The 15,176-nt window shown below is 64.8% G+C and carries 15 protein-coding genes and 1 riboswitch; of the genes, 9 read left to right on the top strand and 6 right to left on the bottom strand.

What is annotated here, in order from left to right; genetic code table 11:
- Window positions 1–74 precede the first annotated feature (74 nt).
- Together JI749_RS06250 and JI749_RS06245 are read left to right on the top strand one after the other, a co-directional pair.
- Entirely contained in the window at window positions 75–938 is an 864-nt protein-coding gene (locus tag JI749_RS06250; RefSeq protein ID WP_201660900.1) for an alpha/beta fold hydrolase, read from the top strand.
- A 63-nt stretch (window positions 939–1,001) separates the two neighbouring features.
- Window positions 1,002–2,285: an RNA polymerase sigma factor gene (locus JI749_RS06245; RefSeq protein ID WP_233280886.1), complete on the top strand. Its 1,284-nt coding sequence runs from the start codon at window positions 1,002–1,004 to the stop codon at window positions 2,283–2,285.
- A gap of 3 nt (window positions 2,286–2,288) precedes the next feature.
- On the opposite strand, the gene JI749_RS06240 is transcribed toward JI749_RS06245, so the two are convergent.
- From JI749_RS06240 to JI749_RS06230, 3 genes are all read right to left on the bottom strand, one after another.
- Window positions 2,289–2,660, bottom strand: a complete 372-nt coding sequence (locus tag JI749_RS06240; protein WP_201660897.1) for a response regulator — start codon at window positions 2,658–2,660, stop codon at window positions 2,289–2,291.
- A 92-nt stretch (window positions 2,661–2,752) separates the two neighbouring features.
- Window positions 2,753–3,442, bottom strand: coding sequence for a histidine phosphotransferase ChpT (gene chpT / locus JI749_RS06235; protein WP_201660894.1), 690 nt, complete (start codon window positions 3,440–3,442; stop codon window positions 2,753–2,755).
- A gap of 85 nt (window positions 3,443–3,527) precedes the next feature.
- The gene (locus tag JI749_RS06230) at window positions 3,528–3,965 is read right to left on the bottom strand and encodes a YHS domain-containing (seleno)protein (RefSeq protein ID WP_201660891.1); all 438 of its coding nucleotides are present in this window, start codon (window positions 3,963–3,965) and stop codon (window positions 3,528–3,530) included.
- Between the two features lie 170 nt (window positions 3,966–4,135).
- On the opposite strand from JI749_RS06230, the gene JI749_RS06225 reads away from it, so the two are divergent.
- Entirely contained in the window at window positions 4,136–4,705 is a 570-nt protein-coding gene (locus tag JI749_RS06225) for a DUF1134 domain-containing protein (RefSeq protein WP_201660888.1), read from the top strand.
- Window positions 4,706–4,956: 251 nt separating this feature from the next.
- Entirely contained in the window at window positions 4,957–6,132 is a 1,176-nt protein-coding gene (locus JI749_RS06220; protein WP_201660885.1) for a coiled-coil domain-containing protein, read from the top strand.
- A 150-nt stretch (window positions 6,133–6,282) separates the two neighbouring features.
- Here JI749_RS06220 and JI749_RS06215 read toward each other — a convergent pair whose 3' ends face one another.
- Entirely contained in the window at window positions 6,283–6,636 is a 354-nt protein-coding gene (locus JI749_RS06215; protein ID WP_201660882.1) for a DUF6476 family protein, read from the bottom strand.
- Between JI749_RS06215 and JI749_RS06210 the strand changes: the two genes are divergently transcribed.
- Window positions 6,635–7,663 (top strand): RluA family pseudouridine synthase, encoded by a 1,029-nt coding sequence (locus JI749_RS06210; RefSeq protein WP_201660879.1) that lies wholly within the window; start codon window positions 6,635–6,637, stop codon window positions 7,661–7,663. The genes JI749_RS06215 and JI749_RS06210 overlap by 2 nt on opposite strands.
- 243 nt (window positions 7,664–7,906) lie before the next feature.
- Window positions 7,907–8,776 (top strand): RNA polymerase sigma factor RpoH, encoded by an 870-nt coding sequence (gene rpoH / locus JI749_RS06205; RefSeq protein WP_201660877.1) that lies wholly within the window; start codon window positions 7,907–7,909, stop codon window positions 8,774–8,776.
- 85 nt (window positions 8,777–8,861) lie between these two features.
- Here the strand turns inward: rpoH and JI749_RS06200 are convergent, their stop codons facing one another.
- Entirely contained in the window at window positions 8,862–9,488 is a 627-nt protein-coding gene (locus tag JI749_RS06200; protein ID WP_201660874.1) for a thiamine diphosphokinase, read from the bottom strand.
- Between the two features lie 83 nt (window positions 9,489–9,571).
- Window positions 9,572–9,670: riboswitch (TPP riboswitch) on the top strand.
- A gap of 68 nt (window positions 9,671–9,738) precedes the next feature.
- Between JI749_RS06200 and thiB the strand changes: the two genes are divergently transcribed.
- The 3 genes from thiB (at window position 9,739) to JI749_RS06185 (ending at window position 13,166) form a co-directional block, all read left to right on the top strand.
- Entirely contained in the window at window positions 9,739–10,746 is a 1,008-nt protein-coding gene (gene thiB / locus JI749_RS06195; protein ID WP_201660872.1) for a thiamine ABC transporter substrate binding subunit, read from the top strand.
- A 202-nt stretch (window positions 10,747–10,948) separates the two neighbouring features.
- Complete coding sequence (locus tag JI749_RS06190) at window positions 10,949–12,538, top strand: ABC transporter permease family protein (protein WP_201660869.1); 1,590 nt, start codon at window positions 10,949–10,951, stop codon at window positions 12,536–12,538.
- Window positions 12,525–13,166, top strand: a complete 642-nt coding sequence (locus JI749_RS06185; protein ID WP_201660865.1) for an ATP-binding cassette domain-containing protein — start codon at window positions 12,525–12,527, stop codon at window positions 13,164–13,166. Before JI749_RS06190 ends, JI749_RS06185 begins: the two co-directional genes overlap by 14 nt.
- Window positions 13,167–13,176: 10 nt before the next feature.
- Here the strand turns inward: JI749_RS06185 and JI749_RS06180 are convergent, their stop codons facing one another.
- Window positions 13,177–15,165, bottom strand: a complete 1,989-nt coding sequence (locus JI749_RS06180; protein WP_201660862.1) for a hypothetical protein — start codon at window positions 15,163–15,165, stop codon at window positions 13,177–13,179.
- Window positions 15,166–15,176 lie beyond the last annotated feature (11 nt).

The following is a 15,176-nucleotide window of genomic DNA, read 5'->3' as shown; positions in this document are numbered from 1 at the left end:
CGAAAGCGCGTCCGACCACTCGTCGTCCTGGCAGAAGCGCGGTCGGAGGCCGCGAGCAACAGAGGAAACAAACCATGATCCGTTCTGCCATCACCCTGGCCGCCATGCTGCTGACGTCAGCCGCCTTTGCCCAATCCGAACCCGCCGGTCAGACCATCGAGGTCAACGGCATGCAGATGTATTACGAGGTCAGCGGTGAGGGGGATCCGCTGGTTGTCCTGCACGGCGCCTACATGAACATCCCCACCATGGGCGAAATCATTCCCAGGCTGGCCGAGACGCATAAGGTCTATGCCATCGAGTTCCAGGGCCATGGCCGCACCGAGGACATCGACCGGCCGATCACCTATCCTAACCTGGCCGATGACGTCGCTGGATTCATGGATGCCGTCGGCATCGAGAAGGCGGACGTGTTCGGCTATTCCATGGGTGCTGCGGCGGGGCTGAAGCTGGCGATCGACCATCCTGAAAAGGTCGACCAGCTTGTCGCCGCTTCGGTCGGCTACGACATGTCCGGCTCGCAGCCCGAATTCCTCGCCATGATCCCGACCATGAGCCCGGACATGTTCGTGGGCACGCCCATGGAGGACGCGTGGAAGCAGTTCGCGCCCAATCCCGACGGCTTCCGCCCATTCGTCGAACGCATGATCGCCCTCGAGCACGAGCCGATGGCCTGGGAGGAGGATGTCCGCAAGCTCAAGACGCCGATGCTGATCATTGCCGGCGACGCCGACATGATCACCCTGGATCACATTGTCAGCCTGTTCCACCTGGTGGGCGGCGGCGCCCCCGGCGATATGGGCAAGCCGCTTGCCCCGTCGCGCCTGGCCATCCTGCCCGCGACCTCCCATACCGCTGTCATCGGCCAGGCCGACCTGCTCCTTGGCTTCATCGAACCCTTCCTCCAGGGCGAAACGCCAAAGGGCATGTTCGACTAGACCAGCAACCGCCTGCAGCATGCTTGCCACTTGCTGCAGGCAATGCCTTGCAGGCTTGGGCCGATGCTGGTTTCATTCGCCGTTATGACGACCCAATCCGAAACCCATCGCACCATCAACAGCGTCTGGAAAATCGAGCAGCCCCGCCTCATCGCGGGGCTGACGCGCATGGTGCGCGATATCTCGCTGGCCGAGGAACTCGCACAGGACGCGCTGATCATCGCGCTGAAGAAATGGCCGGAAACCGGGGTTCCCACCAATCCCGGCGCCTGGCTGATGCAGACGGCCAAGCGCCGCGCCATCGACTATTTTCGCCATCGCAAAATGGCCGCCACCAAGCTCGAGGAAGTCGGCCGCAGCATCGAGGACGATGCGCCCGACCATGAAGCCGAGATCATCGAGAGCCTGGATGACGATGTCGGCGACGATCTGCTGCGCCTGATCTTCACCTCCTGCCACCCGATTTTGCCAGCGGAATCAAGGGTCGCGCTCACCCTGCGCCTGCTGGGGGGCCTCACGACGGAGGAAATTGCCCGCGCCTTCCTGGCGGCGGAGCCGACGATTGGCCAGCGTATCGTGCGGGCCAAGAAGGCCATTGCGGATGCCGGGATACCCTTCGAAGTGCCGCGCGGTCCCGAACGCGAGGAGCGTTTGGGCTCGGTCCTGGGCGTGCTCTACCTCATCTTCAACGAAGGCTATTCGGCGACCTCGGGCGACGACCTGATCCGGCCCCAGCTTTGCGACGAGGCCATGCGCCTCGGCCGCATCCTGGCCCGCTTGTCACCCGACGATTCCGAAGTCCACGCCCTCGTCGCGCTCATGGAGATCCAGGCTTCGCGCACCGCCGCCCGCACCGACAGGAACGGCCAGCCGGTATTGCTGCTCGACCAGGATCGCTCGCGCTGGGACCAGTTGCTGATCCGCCGCGGCCTGGCGGCACTCGACCGCGCCATCGCGCTGGGCGGTGAGAACGCACCCTACGCCTTGCAGGCCGCCATCGCTGCCTGCCACGCCCGGGCGCGCAAGGCTGCCGATACCGATTGGGCGCGGATCGCGGCCCTCTATGGCACGCTGTCCCAGGTCACACCCTCGCCGGTGATCGAGCTCAACCGCGCCGTAGCCGTATCCATGGCCGATGGGCCGGCCGCGGCACTGGTGCTGATAGACGCCATCAAGGACGATCCGACACTACGCAACTATCACCTGCTCTACGGCGTGCGCGGCGATCTGCTGGGTAAGCTTGGCCGGCATACCGAGGCCATGCTCGAATTCCGCCGCGCCGCGGAACTGACGCGCAACGAACGCGAGAAATCCTATCTGCTTGGCAGGGCCGAACAATCGGCCTGAGCGTCAGGCGGCCAGAGTTGAGCTGGCTTCGAACTTGGCTTCGAGGATGGCCCGGTCGAAGGGCTTCATCATGTAGTCGTTCGCCCCCGCCTTGAGCGCCAGCGCAATGGCGCCGATGTCATTCTCGACCGTGCAATAGACGATATGCGGCTTGTCGCCACCCACATAGGCCCGCAGCAGCTTGAGGAATTCCAGCCCGCTCATGATGGGCATGTTCCAGTCGAGCAGGATCGCGTCCGGCATTTCCTGGCGGCACTTGTCGAAGGCGTCCTGCCCGTCTTCGGCTTCCTCGACGATATAGTCCATGTTCTCGAGGATACGGCGCGCCACTTTGCGCACCACGCTCGAGTCATCGACGATCAGGCAGGATTTCATTCCCGAGGGACTCCGCAGAGGCTAACGCTCCCCTCGATTATGGGCAGCACATCCTAGGAATTGGTTAGCGGATTGCTGACGTTTGAGCCCCGCTATGCCGTGGGCTGCTCCACTGCCGCGGCGGCCGGCTTTGGCGTCGCAGTCAGGAAGAACATGTCGTTCTCCAGCCCGATATTGATCTCCATGTCGGTCATGCGGGCCAACAAGCCCGTATAGAACGGCTGGATCCCGCGGGCATCGACCGATCCTTCCTCGGGCATGCCCGACAGCAGGCCCGCTGCACCCGAAGGCACCAGCGTCTTCTGGCGCTTTTCAGGATCGCTCTTGGAGGTGAATTCAAACTTCTCGTTGCCGGCATCGCCGATGATGGAAGCCGTGACCTGGCCGCCGCGCGGCACCGACATGGCCGCGATCAGCAGCATGTTCATGAACAGCTTGGCCTTGTGCTTGGGCAGCAGGATCAGCGGCACCTGCCACTCGAGGTCGGCCTTCTCGATCTCGAACAGGATGCGCGCAACGCGCTCGCATTCCCGCGTGTCGATATCGGTGCCCGACGTCGAGGAGGCGCCATAGGCCAGGCGTGCGAATTCGAGCTTGGCGCGGCTCTGTTTGGCCGCACTGGCAATGAGGTCGCGCGCACCCTCGGCCATATCGGCCTGGTTGGGATCGCCCAGCACTTCGAGCCCGTTACCGATCGCCCCGATGGGGTTGATCAGGTCATGGCAGACCCTGGAGCACAGCATGGCCGCCAGATCGGTTGCCTTGAGCTCGATGATGTCCATCCGGGCAGTCTCCATAAGAATCAGTTTCCCCGACATTAGAGGGTGATGGGCAGAAGTGGACAGATCAAATGCGCCCGCAGGACCGCTAGTTGATCGAAAGGTCCTTGGACAGCACGGCCCAATTGGCCTCGGCCGCAATCGCTGCGGCGTCCGGTGCCAGCAGGAACGCTTCGCGGTTCGCTGCCGAATAGAACAGGTAGAGCCGTTGCTTGAACACCGCATAGATGGCCGGATTGCTGTCCGATACGTAGCCGCGCGCCATGCCCATCGTCCCGTGCCCGCCGAATTGGGGGGCATAGATTTCCGGCGATCCCTTGAAGATGTCGCGATTGGCCGCGCTGGCAAAATGCCAGGGCACGTTCTGCCAGATATATTCGAAATCCGCCCGACCGAGCAGCGGTTCGGGCTCGGTGAAATAGCTCACCGGATCCATGCCGTAGATGGCCACGCCCGTCAGCGGATTGGTGACGATCAGCGTCACGACCGACTGCGCCCGCGCCGGCAACACGACGAGCCAGGCCATGCTCAATAACGGCAAAACAAAGGCGAGCATGGTTAAGATTTGTTTAGAGGTTTGCTTCATCATCGACCTAATGATCGGCATGTCGGCGAACAAAGTCCGACCCCAAAACTACGGTCCAAGGCTTAACTATTCCGTAACCGCCAGCCCTGCCCTTCACCTGGGAGATTTCGATGTTCAAGCGTCTAGCCCTCTTCGTCGCCATCTTGGCTGCCCTGGCGTCCCCCGTACCGTCGGCCTTCGCGCAGGGTTCGCTGAGCGACACCTATGCCGGCGAGGACCTGGTCGACAGCGGTAAGGCCTTCTTCGGGTCGGCGAGCCAAGGCCTTGCTTCGCTGGTCGAGCGCGCCGTGAGCCAGTTCGGCCTGCCCAATGGCTACATCCTTGGCGAGGATGCCGGCGGCGCCCTGTTTGCCGGTGCCCGTTACGGCGAGGGCGTGCTCTACACCCGCAATGCCGGCGAGTATAACGTCTATTGGCAGGGCCCCTCGGTCGGGTTTGACGTGGGCGGCGATGGCTCCAAGGTCATGATGCTGGTCTATAACCTCAACCAGATCCAGGACGTGCTGGGCCGCTTCGTCGGCGTCGACGGCTCTGCCTATGTCGTGGGCGGCTTCGGCATGACGGTCATCAAGCGCTCCAATATCGTGGTCGTGCCCATCCGCTCCGGCGTCGGCGCGCGCCTCGGCATCAATATCGGCTATCTCAAATTCACCAACGAGCCGACCTGGAACCCCTTCTGACCCGCCTGGCAAGCGTGATGTTTGCCGGCGCGGCGACTGTCGCGCCGGGAAGGTCGATACGACACGCGTGGTCGCAGGGTTTCACCTCCTCCTCACCCGATCAAAACCGCAGGCGCGTCCTGGCAGGGCCGTGACGCAGCGGCCCGGACGCGTTAGGGTTAATCGCTGGCAAAGATGGCGGCGCCTTCTCGGAGCTGCCAGATAGTGGTTTGCCCCGTATTGCAGGCCAATACGGTTGCGGAGTTTGGCCGATGGTCATCGAGAACATCATGTATTTCGCCCTGGGCCTGCTGGTAGCGGGACTGGTGTCGCTGATCATCCTGCCGGCGGTATGGAAACGCGCCGTGCGCCTGACCAAGCGCCGCATCGAGGCCGCCACGCCGATCACCATGGCGGAATTCCGCGCCGACAAGGATCAGCTGCGCGCCGAGTTCGCCCTGTCGACCCGCCGGCTCGAAATGAATGTCGAAACGCTGCGCAAGCGGCTGGCCGAGCAACTGGGCGACGTCAACCAGAAGCGCAGCGATCTCGGCCAGCTCAAGGCCGAGCGCGACCAGCACCTGGCCGTAGTGAGGGAACTCGAAGCCCGGGAAGCCGAGTTGCGCGCCCGCGTTGCCGAGCTCGAGCGCGAAGGCACCGACCTGGCGCAGCGCCTGCGCATGCGGGACCGGGAACTCGATACGCGCAGCGAAGAACTGGCCAAGCTGCGCGAAGCGGTACGCGGCGGCGTTCCCCGCTCCGCCGAAATCGACGGCAAGCCGCTGAGCGGCGACTACGACGAGGACGTCGATCGGCTGACCACTACGCTCGCCATCGAGCGCAAGCGCGCCAGCTTCCTTGAAGACCAGGCGCGCAGCCTCCTCAGCCGGCTGGAGAATTCCGACCGGCGCAGCGCCGAGGCTACCGCCGCGATCGCCCAGATGCGCGACGCGCTGACGGCCCGGGATGACAAGCAGGCGGCCCAGGCCGATAGCCTGGTGGCCGCCGAGGCGCGCATTGCCAGCGCCGAAAATCGCCTCAACGCCCTCCTTGCCGAAACCAGCCAGGTGGTCGAGCAATCCGAGGGCCGCGCCGAACTGCTGCTGGCCGACAAGCTCAGCCTCGAAGCCGAGGTCGAAAAACTGCGCAAGCAGGTGAGCGGCGTGGAATCCACCCTTCTCGCCGATTGGGACACCGAGCGGCTCGAGGAAGCCTATCTGCGCGAGAAGCTCAACGACATCGCCGCCAGCGTCAGCCGGCTGGTCTATGCCGTCGACACCGAAACCGCGGTGCCAAGCACCGAAGAAAGCCTGTTCGACCGTGTCCAGCGCTTTGCTGACGATGGCGAGGGCAACGACGCCCTGCCGGTCAAGCCCGCCAAGGGCGATCGTAAGGGCGGCTCGGTGACGGACCGCATGGCGGCGCTCCGCGAGATCCAGGGGCGGTAGCTCTTTACCTCTCCCTTTGGGGGAGAGGTCGACTTGCGAAGCAAGGCGGGTGAGGGGGCCTTCCCCAACATTACACCCGCGTAAAGGCCCCCTGACCCGATCCTTCGGATCGACTTCTCCCCCAAAGGGAGAGGTGGGGGTACTCTTCCCCTACTCCGACCCGATCACCACACTGCGGGTCAGCTCGCCCGTCGTCTGGTCGAACAGCGCCAGCGTCGTCACGCCACCCACGCTATAGGTCACGTTGATCGCGCCCTCGTTGACGACGGCGGACACGACTTGGGCACCGGCCGGCAGCACCACATTTTCGGCCACCGCCGGCGGGGGCGCGTCGCGCATCACGCGATAGACAAGGGCGATGCCAATCGCCATAAAGCCCAGCAACAGGATGCCGATCGAAATACCGAACGAGCGGCGCGCTTTTCCCAGCATGGCAATGGCTTCCGGCGTCAGTGGCGCGTCTGCCTTTTGCGTGTCTGCACCAGTCTGATTAGGATCGCTCATGGCTGAAAATACCGCTGAAGAGTTCGAGGGCGAGGAAGTCGAGGTCGTCGTCGATGCCGCAATGGCCGGCGAGCGGCTCGATGGCGGCCTGGCCAAGGCCCACACCGTCTTGAGCCGCAGCCGCATCAAGGACCTGATCCTCAATGGCGCCGTCAGCATCAACGGCGCTGTCGTCAACGAGCCCAAATACCGGCTTACGGAGGGCGAGACAATCGTCCTTCTTGCCCCACCCCCGGAAGAGGCCGAACCGCATCCCGAGGATATCCCGCTCGATATCCTCTACGAGGACGACCAGCTCATCGTCGTCAACAAACCGGTCGGCATGGTGGTGCATCCCGCCCCGGGCTCGCCCGATGGCACGCTGGTCAATGCCCTGCTCTTCCATTGCGGCGACAGCCTAGTCGGCATTGGCGGGGTCAAGCGTCCCGGTATCGTGCACCGGCTTGATCGCGATACCTCGGGCGTCATGGTCGCCGCCAAGACCGAGGCGGCGCACAAGCACCTGAGCGAGCAATTCGCCGACCACGGCCGCACCGGTCCGCTGCACCGGGCCTATATCGCCTTCGTCTGGGGCATGACCGAAACCGGCAAGGGCACCGTCAATGCCCCGCTCGGCCGCGACCAGAACAATCGGCTCAAGCAGGCCGTGCGCAAGGATGGGCGCGAGGCCATCACGCACTATTTCGTCGAGGCCCGCTTCGGCGACGCCGGTTGGGACATCACCCGCGTGCAATGCCATCTCGAAACCGGCCGCACGCACCAGATCCGCGTGCACATGGCCCACATCGGCCATCCGCTGGTGGCCGATGCGGTCTATGCCGCCGGCTATGCCACCAAGATCAACAAGCTGCCATCAGATGTCGCCGGTCCCATCCAGGCGCTCGGCCGGCAGGCGCTGCATGCGGCCGAACTGGGCTTCGAACATCCGATGACGGGCGAGGAAATGTTCTTCGAGGCGCCCCTGCCGGACGATCTGCAGGCGCTGGAAGACGCGCTGGAGGGCTACGACAAAGCGTTTGCGCGGTAGGTCCGGGGCGCGGATTCACCGACAGGTGATTGAACCTCGGCCCGCCTCGCGCGTAATACCCCTGTCGCTGCATACAAGGGCGGAACCAAAATCAGCGTTCTCACGTTTTCGCGGGTTCGTGCTCTTACAATCGCCCAATTGCGTCCTATATAGTTCATCGTTGTTTGCCGATGGGCCGGTTTCGGCCATCGCGAAACACGCTTCCGCCCGTGCCATACGGGGGAACCAGAAAGGGGTGCGTCCATGGCCCAGACCAATTTGCCGGTCCTCTCCTCCGAAGGGGGCTTGAGCCGTTATCTTCAGGAAATCCGCAAGTTCCCCATGCTGGAACCGGATGAAGAATACATGCTCGCCAAGCGCTACAAGGAACATCAGGATCCCGGCGCGGCACAGAAACTCATCACCAGCCATCTCCGCCTCGTGGCCAAGATCGCCATGGGCTATCGCGGTTATGGCCTGCCCATCTCCGAAGTGATCTCGGAAGGCAATGTCGGCCTCATGCATGCGGTCAAGCGCTTCGAGCCCGAAAAGGGCTTCCGCTTGGCCACCTATGCCATGTGGTGGATCCGCGCCGCCATCCAGGAATATGTGCTGCGCAGCTGGAGCCTGGTCAAGATCGGTACCACCGCTGCCCAGAAGCGCCTGTTCTTCAACCTGCGCAAGGTGAAGGGCCAGATCGCCGCCCTGGACGATGGTTCGCTACACCCTGACCAGATCAAGCAGATTGCCACCACGCTCAACGTGACCGAAGACGATGTGGTGTCGATGAATGCCCGCCTCTCGGGTGATGCGTCGCTCAACTCGCCGATGCGCGCCGATGAAGGTTCGTCCGAATGGCAGGACTGGCTGGTCGACGACACCCCCAGCGCCGAGACGAGCCTGGGCGAGTCGCAGGAATTTTCCGAGCGCATGGGTCTTCTGACCAGTGCCATGGATGTGCTGAACGAGCGCGAGCGCGCCATCTTCCAGGCTCGCCGCCTGCAGGACAATCCGGCAACGCTCGAGGAACTGGCCCAGCAGTACGATGTTAGCCGCGAGCGCATCCGGCAGATCGAGGTCCGCGCCTTCGAAAAGGTGCAGGACGCGGTCAAGGAAGCCGCTGCCGCCCACTGAGTGGCAACTACGGAATGATAAAGGCGGGCCCCGATGCCCGCCTTTTTTGTTGTGAGATGCAAAATTTCAGCCACTGGGGAAGGCACTATGACCCCATCAAATCCCACAATCGCTCCTTGCCCAGGATCAGCAGCCACGGTGTTTCGTCCGCTGGCACGATCTCGACCAGCCCGCCCGTTCCCTCGTTGGAGGTCCCGATCAGTCCGCCCGGCTCCAGCAACAATCCATCCATGGGATAATAGAGCCCGGTGGACTGCAGGAAGCGGATGGGCAGCAGCGGGTGGATCGACACCCGTTCGCGCATCGCCGCCTCGAAGCGGATCGGCCCCACCACGGCCAGGGCCACGTCCACCTCATCCACCAGCAGCAGCTTGCGGGTGGGGGCGTACTGCAGCACGGCACTGAGGGCAGCCAGGGTATGGTCGAGCCGCTTGCCGGTCATTCCCAGCGCCAGCGTCACCGGCGCCTGCGTCGAATAGATCGCCTTCTGGAAATCGGTGGTGATCTGCTCGGGAATGTGGATGACGCGGGTGCGGCGCTCCCATGCTGCCCGATCGCCCACTGAATCGAGGTCACCGATGATGGCCGCGGGCACCAGGCCTGCCTCGCCGATCGCATCGGCGCCGCCATCGGCCCCGACCAGCGCCACCCCGCGCCCTGCCAGTTCCACCAACAGCGCCGGATCGACTGCGCCCCCACCGACTATGGCCATCGGCCCCTCGCATACGACCATTGGCGCATCCGCCGCGGGCACGGAAGTGTCTTGCACTGTCACAAAGCTCTCATTAAGTGTGGGGCGTCTCGCTGGGGTGTTCCGGAGTCTTCCGGAGCTGAGAGTTACCCATTGAACCTGAACCAGGTCATGCTGGCGGAGGAAGTTCGAGATGGCAAGGGCGTCTCGACGCCCTCTCCATTGACCCACCCTTCACTCATGGCCGTGACACCATTGAAGGGAATGACCCATGGTCAAATTCACCCGTCTGGCGCTTGCGGTCCTTTCCGGATTGTTCGCTGCACCCGTCGTTGCCGAAGAAGTGCCGATCCTCAAGATCTATACCTATGACGGCTTTGCCGCCGAGTGGGGTCCGGGCCCCGCGCTCAAGGCGGGCTTCGAGGCGATTTGCGGTGGCTGCATCGTCGAATGGATTGCCGCCGACAGCTCCATCGGTACGCTGCGCCGCGTGCAGCTCGAAGGCGACACGACCGAAGCCGACATCATCGTGGGCCTCGATACCGCCATTGCCGGGGAAGCCCGTGCCACGGGCCTCTTTGCCGAGCATGGGCTCGACCTGGCTGGCCTCAACCTGCCGCAGGCCTGGACCGACACTCAGTTCGTGCCCTTCGACTATGCTCATTTCGCCTTCGTCTATGACGAGGACAGTGTCTCGGCACCACCCAAATCCTTCCAAGAGCTGATCGCCCTGCCCGAGGACTTCAAGATCGCCATCCAGGACCCCCGCTCTGCCACGCCGGGCCTGGGACTTGTGCTGTGGATCGCCGCCGCTTACGGCGACCGCGCGCCGGAAATCTGGGCCGGCCTCAAGCCCCATATCCTGACCGTCACCCGCGAATGGAGCGAGAGCTACAGCCTCTTCCTCGAAGGTGAAGCCGACATGGCGCTGAGCTATTCAAGCTCCCCGGCCTATCACATCATCGCCGACAAGGATGACACCATCCACGCCGCCCTGTTCTCGGAAGGGCATCTGGCCCAAACCGAAGTGGCAGGCATCCTCAAATCCTCCGACCACCAGGAACTGGCCAAGAAGTTCCTCGCCTACCTCACCTCGGTGGATGGCCAGAAAATCATCCCCACCACCAACTGGATGTTCCCGGTCATCGACCTTGGCGCCGGTCTCGACCCCACCTATGCCACGCTGCCCCAGCCTGAAAAGACGCTTGTCCTGACCGATGAGGAAATTGCCGCCAACAGCCAGCGTTGGATCGACGAGATGCTGGCGGCGGTGCAGTAGGAGCGGGTGGGGAGGTTGCCCCGGTGTGCGGTAGATTGAGCGCAGCGTCACCTCTCCCTTTGGGGGAGAGGTCGACCGTCTTCGGTCGGGTGAGGGGGCCTTCCCCACGCACTGAGCCAAGGAAAGGCCCCCTCACCCGGCGCTATCGCGCCGACCTCTCCCCCAAAGGGAGAGGTGTGGCCTGGTTCGCGGGGCAACAGCAATGCTGACCCTGCCCCATCGCCCCATCCGCATCATGGCCGCCAGCATCCTTGCGCTGGCCATCACCACGCTCATCGCGCTTGTGCTCTGGGCCATCCTGGCGGCTGCCAGTGGCAGCGACAGCGGCTCGCGCATCGATATTCCGCACCTGTTGCGCATGACCTCGATCCAGGCCGGGCTCACCACCATCCTCTCCATCTCCGTCGGTGCAGCCCTTGCCTGGGCGCTCAATCGCCTGCGCTTCCCCGGCCGCGATCTCCTGGTTGGCCTCTTCGCCTCGGCCATCGTCACGCCGGGCATGGTGGTCGCCTTCGGCCTGCTGTCGATCTGGGGCCGCAATGGCTGGATCAACCAGGCCAGCCAATCCCTGTTCGGCTTCTCCCTCGGCAATCCGGCCTTCGGTCTTTCCGGCATCCTGTTTGCCCATGTGGTGCTCGACGGCGCCTTCGCCGCGCGCATCATGCTGGCCCGGCTCGATGCCATTCCCACCAGCCGGCTCAAGACCGGTCAGTCGCTGGGGCTTTCGCCATGGCAGCGCTTCGCCATCCTCGACTGGCCCGCGCTGCGCAGCACCGTGCCCGGCCTTGCCGCCATCATCTTCCTTCTCGCCTTCACCAGCTTCCCCATCGTGCTGCTGCTGGGCGGTGGCCCCGCCAACCAGACGCTCGAGGTCGCTATCTATGCCGCCGTGCGGCAGGATTTCGACCTCGTGGGAGCCGTGCTGCTTGCGGCAACGCAGATTGCCGTCTGTTCGCTGGTCATCCTGGCGGCGTCGGCATTGGCACCAATCCCCACCAGCTTTGGCCCCTCGACGCCGCCACGCTGGCGTGACCGGGGCGCGGCACGGCTGCTGCAGGGGCTGGTGCTGCTCATTTGCACGGTCGGCTTCCTCTTGCCCTTGCTCTCCGTGCTCATCGACGGCATCGGCGCCGGCATGGTGCGGGTGGCTGCCCAGCCCGCTTTCTGGTGGGCCACGGGCAGCAGCCTCGTCATCGGTTCGACCTCGGCCTTGCTGACCTTGCTGCTTGCCTTGCTGCTGGCGCTTGGTCGGGGCGCCACGGGTAGCGGCGTGCTGCGTACTCTCCTGGGCATGCCCGCTTTCGCCTACCTGGCCGTCCCCGCCGTCGTGCTGTCATTGGGCTTCTTCCTGCTGGTGCGCCATCTCGGTCTGGCGCCAGCAACAGCCGCACCCTTCGTCGTCATTCTCGGCAACAGCCTCCTGGCCCTGCCCTTCGCCATGGCCACCCTGGGCCCACCCCTCGAGGCAATTGCCCGCACCCGCGGCAAGCTTATCCGCTCGCTCGGCCTCTCCGGCTGGCGGCAATTCGTTCTGGTCGAATATCCCCTGCTTGGCCGCGACATCGGCGTCATGCTCGCTCTGGCATTCTGCTTCTCGCTGGGCGACCTGGGCGTCATCGCCCTGTTCGGGACCCAGGATTTCCAGACGTTGCCGCTGCTGATGTTCCGGGCCCTCGGCTCCTATCGCAACAATGACGCGGCCGCGATCGCCGCTATCCTCCTGATCGGCACCATCGCGGCCTTTGTCGGCCTGCCCAAACTGTTCGAGAGGATCGCCAATGCTGCGCGTTGAGAACCTGGCCTATGCCCATCCCGGCCAGGCGGAGCCGTATCTGTTCTCGTTCACCGCAGAAGCCGGCCAGGTCACCGCTGTCTCGGGGCCGAGCGGCTCGGGCAAATCGACCCTGCTGGACCTGCTCGCCGGCTTCCTTACCCCGAGCGCCGGCCGTATCGAACTTGACCAGCAGAACCTGGTGCCCCTGCCCCCCGAGGCGCGTCCCGTATCGCTGCTGCTGCAATCCGAGAGCCTGTTCGATCACCTGACTGCGGCGCGCAATGTCGGCCTGGGCCTGCCTGCTGGCACCGGCCGCATGGAGGCCGCCAAACAGATCGATGCGGCACTGGCAGAAGTGGGCCTCGAGGGCATTGGCCATCAGGTCGCCAGCACCCTCAGCGGTGGCCAGAAGCAACGCGTCGCACTGGCGCGGACCCTGCTGCGGGCTCGGCCCGTGCTGCTGCTGGACGAACCGTTTTCGGCGCTCGATGACGAAACCCGAATGGCCGTGCGGGAACTGGTCGGCGCGCTTACCACCCGGCATGCCTGGCACACGATCCTGGTCAGCCACCATGCCGATGATGTCGAGGCGCTGGCCAGCCGCCGCTATGTGTTGAACCAGAGGCGGCTGGTCGCTGGCCAGTGACGGCCCCGGGCTACTGCGCCCAGGTCGTGAAGACCTTTTCGAACAGCGCCTGCGCCACATCATCCTTTTCGAGGGTGATGATGGCGTTGCGGCCCGTGCCATAGACGACGGCCAGATCCATCCAGCGGCGGTTCTCCAGCAACTCGGTATTGGTCGTGGCGTCGGCCGGCGTGGCGCTCAGTGCGAACAGGAACGAATTGCCCACCACGCGCGCCGAGGCACCGACGAGCGCCGTACCCGGCACCAGCTCCTGATCCTTGAGCAGCACGCCCGGCAGCGTCGCGATGGTGCCGCCGATAAAGCTGTCGCTCACCTTGAAGTCCACCTCCATCAGGTGGCTTGCCGGCAGGCTTGGGTCCGAATTCTTGCGGATGGTGATGTCGACACCAAGGTTGCGCGCCGGGATGCTGGCGGTGCCGACCAGGGTGGGCAGGCCGAGTTCATCCACGCCCTCGCTCCATTCGACCGTTCCCGAGAACGGCACGGCGCCGGTCGTGCCATCGGTGCTGGCCTCGAGCAGCAGCGACTGGCTACCCGCCAGCACGGCCGGATCGACCGAAGCCGCGGGGTCGGCAGCGGCCAGCGGCGTCGTCTCGTCACCAGTCAGGCGCTCCTCGGACTTGACCTCGCCCGAATTGACGTCCGGCAGCACCGTCTCGTTGCCGGTAGGCTGCACGGCCTCCGGCGTCGGCTCCAGCCGATCCTCGATCTGAAGGCCGCTGAGTTCGGCATTGCCGTCGGTCGTTGTGACAGGGGCCGTATTCCCCGGCCCGACCACGGGATCATCGGAGGTCTCGACCGGTTGGACCGGGTCAAGAGTTGGGGTAGCCACAGGCGTATCGGCTGTTTCCACAACCGGTGCAGGGGCCTGCCCGAACATTTGGTCGAGATCGACATAGCCTTCGCGCCAGGCCCAAAAGCCCGCGCCGCCGACGCCCGCCAGCAGGATCGCAAAGACCACGAGGAAAATCGTCAGCCCCGCGCCACCACGCTGGGCGGGGGCATCCGCAAACCCGGCATCATCGCTGTCGGTGTCCACGGGAGGCTTGGCAAAGGATGCAGCAGCCGTCTCCGCCAACGCCGGCGCCTGTTCGCCACGGGCCTCGCGGTCGAGCACTTCGATGGCGCGCTCGATGACGCCCTGCGCCTCGGTGGCGTCGGGCTCGACATCGACCTCGCGCACGCTCGACAGCGCAGTCTCGACGGGCGCCGGCTCGAGCACGGTGACCGGCGCGACCACCTGCTGGCGTGCCACGGCCTGGTTGCCCATGGCCGGCTCGATCCGCGCCGTAGCGCGGGGGGCTTCGGTCGACGAATTGGCTGCCAGCGGAATGGCATCGCGATGGGGTTCGAAGCTGGGTCCCTTGAGCGGGGCTTCAAGTGGCCGCACGTTGCTGGACGACGGCACGGGGGAGGTCGGCCCGGTGCGGTTTGCCTGCACGCGGGCGACAATTGTCGGCGTGACCTTGATCTCGGGCTTGGGCTCGGGTTCGGCTGGCTGCTCGCTGGCCGGTTCCGGATTTTCATCGGCGACGGCAGAAGCCTGGCTGATGATATCCTCGATCGAGGTCGGCGCCGGCTTGGCCGGCGTGGCGGCCGGCTTGCTGTTCACGGGGACAGGGGCGATCGTCGGCCCGGCCGGCTTGGGGGTCTCCACCACGACAGGCTTGGATGCCTCGACCGGCTTGGGCCGCTCTGTCGCCATCGGCGGCGGGGTGGGTACAGCTTCGACGACCGGCGCCGCCGCGCGAGGCGAAGCGGCGCTTTCGCGACCCAGAGTGATGACGGCCTCGCTGGCTTCCTGCTCAACCTGGCGGATGCAGTCTTCAAGCTGCAGGCGGTGCTGGGTGATGTCGCGCGCCGGCAATGGTGGCGAAATGGCGCGCAGCTGTCCCACGAGGGCAGAGCGCGCCTTCTCGTAGACCGCCCGGCGGGCTGCCCCATTGTTCTCCGGCAGCGCCGTTATGGCGCGGCGCAACAGCTCCTTGTAGTCCGCCATTGGTTACTTGG

This window comes from Devosia oryziradicis (genome assembly GCF_016698645.1).
In the GTDB taxonomy this organism is placed as follows: Bacteria; Pseudomonadota; Alphaproteobacteria; order Rhizobiales; family Devosiaceae; genus Devosia; species Devosia oryziradicis.
Note: the sequence above shows the minus strand (reverse complement) of the source record. Positions and strands in the feature narration are given on the sequence as shown.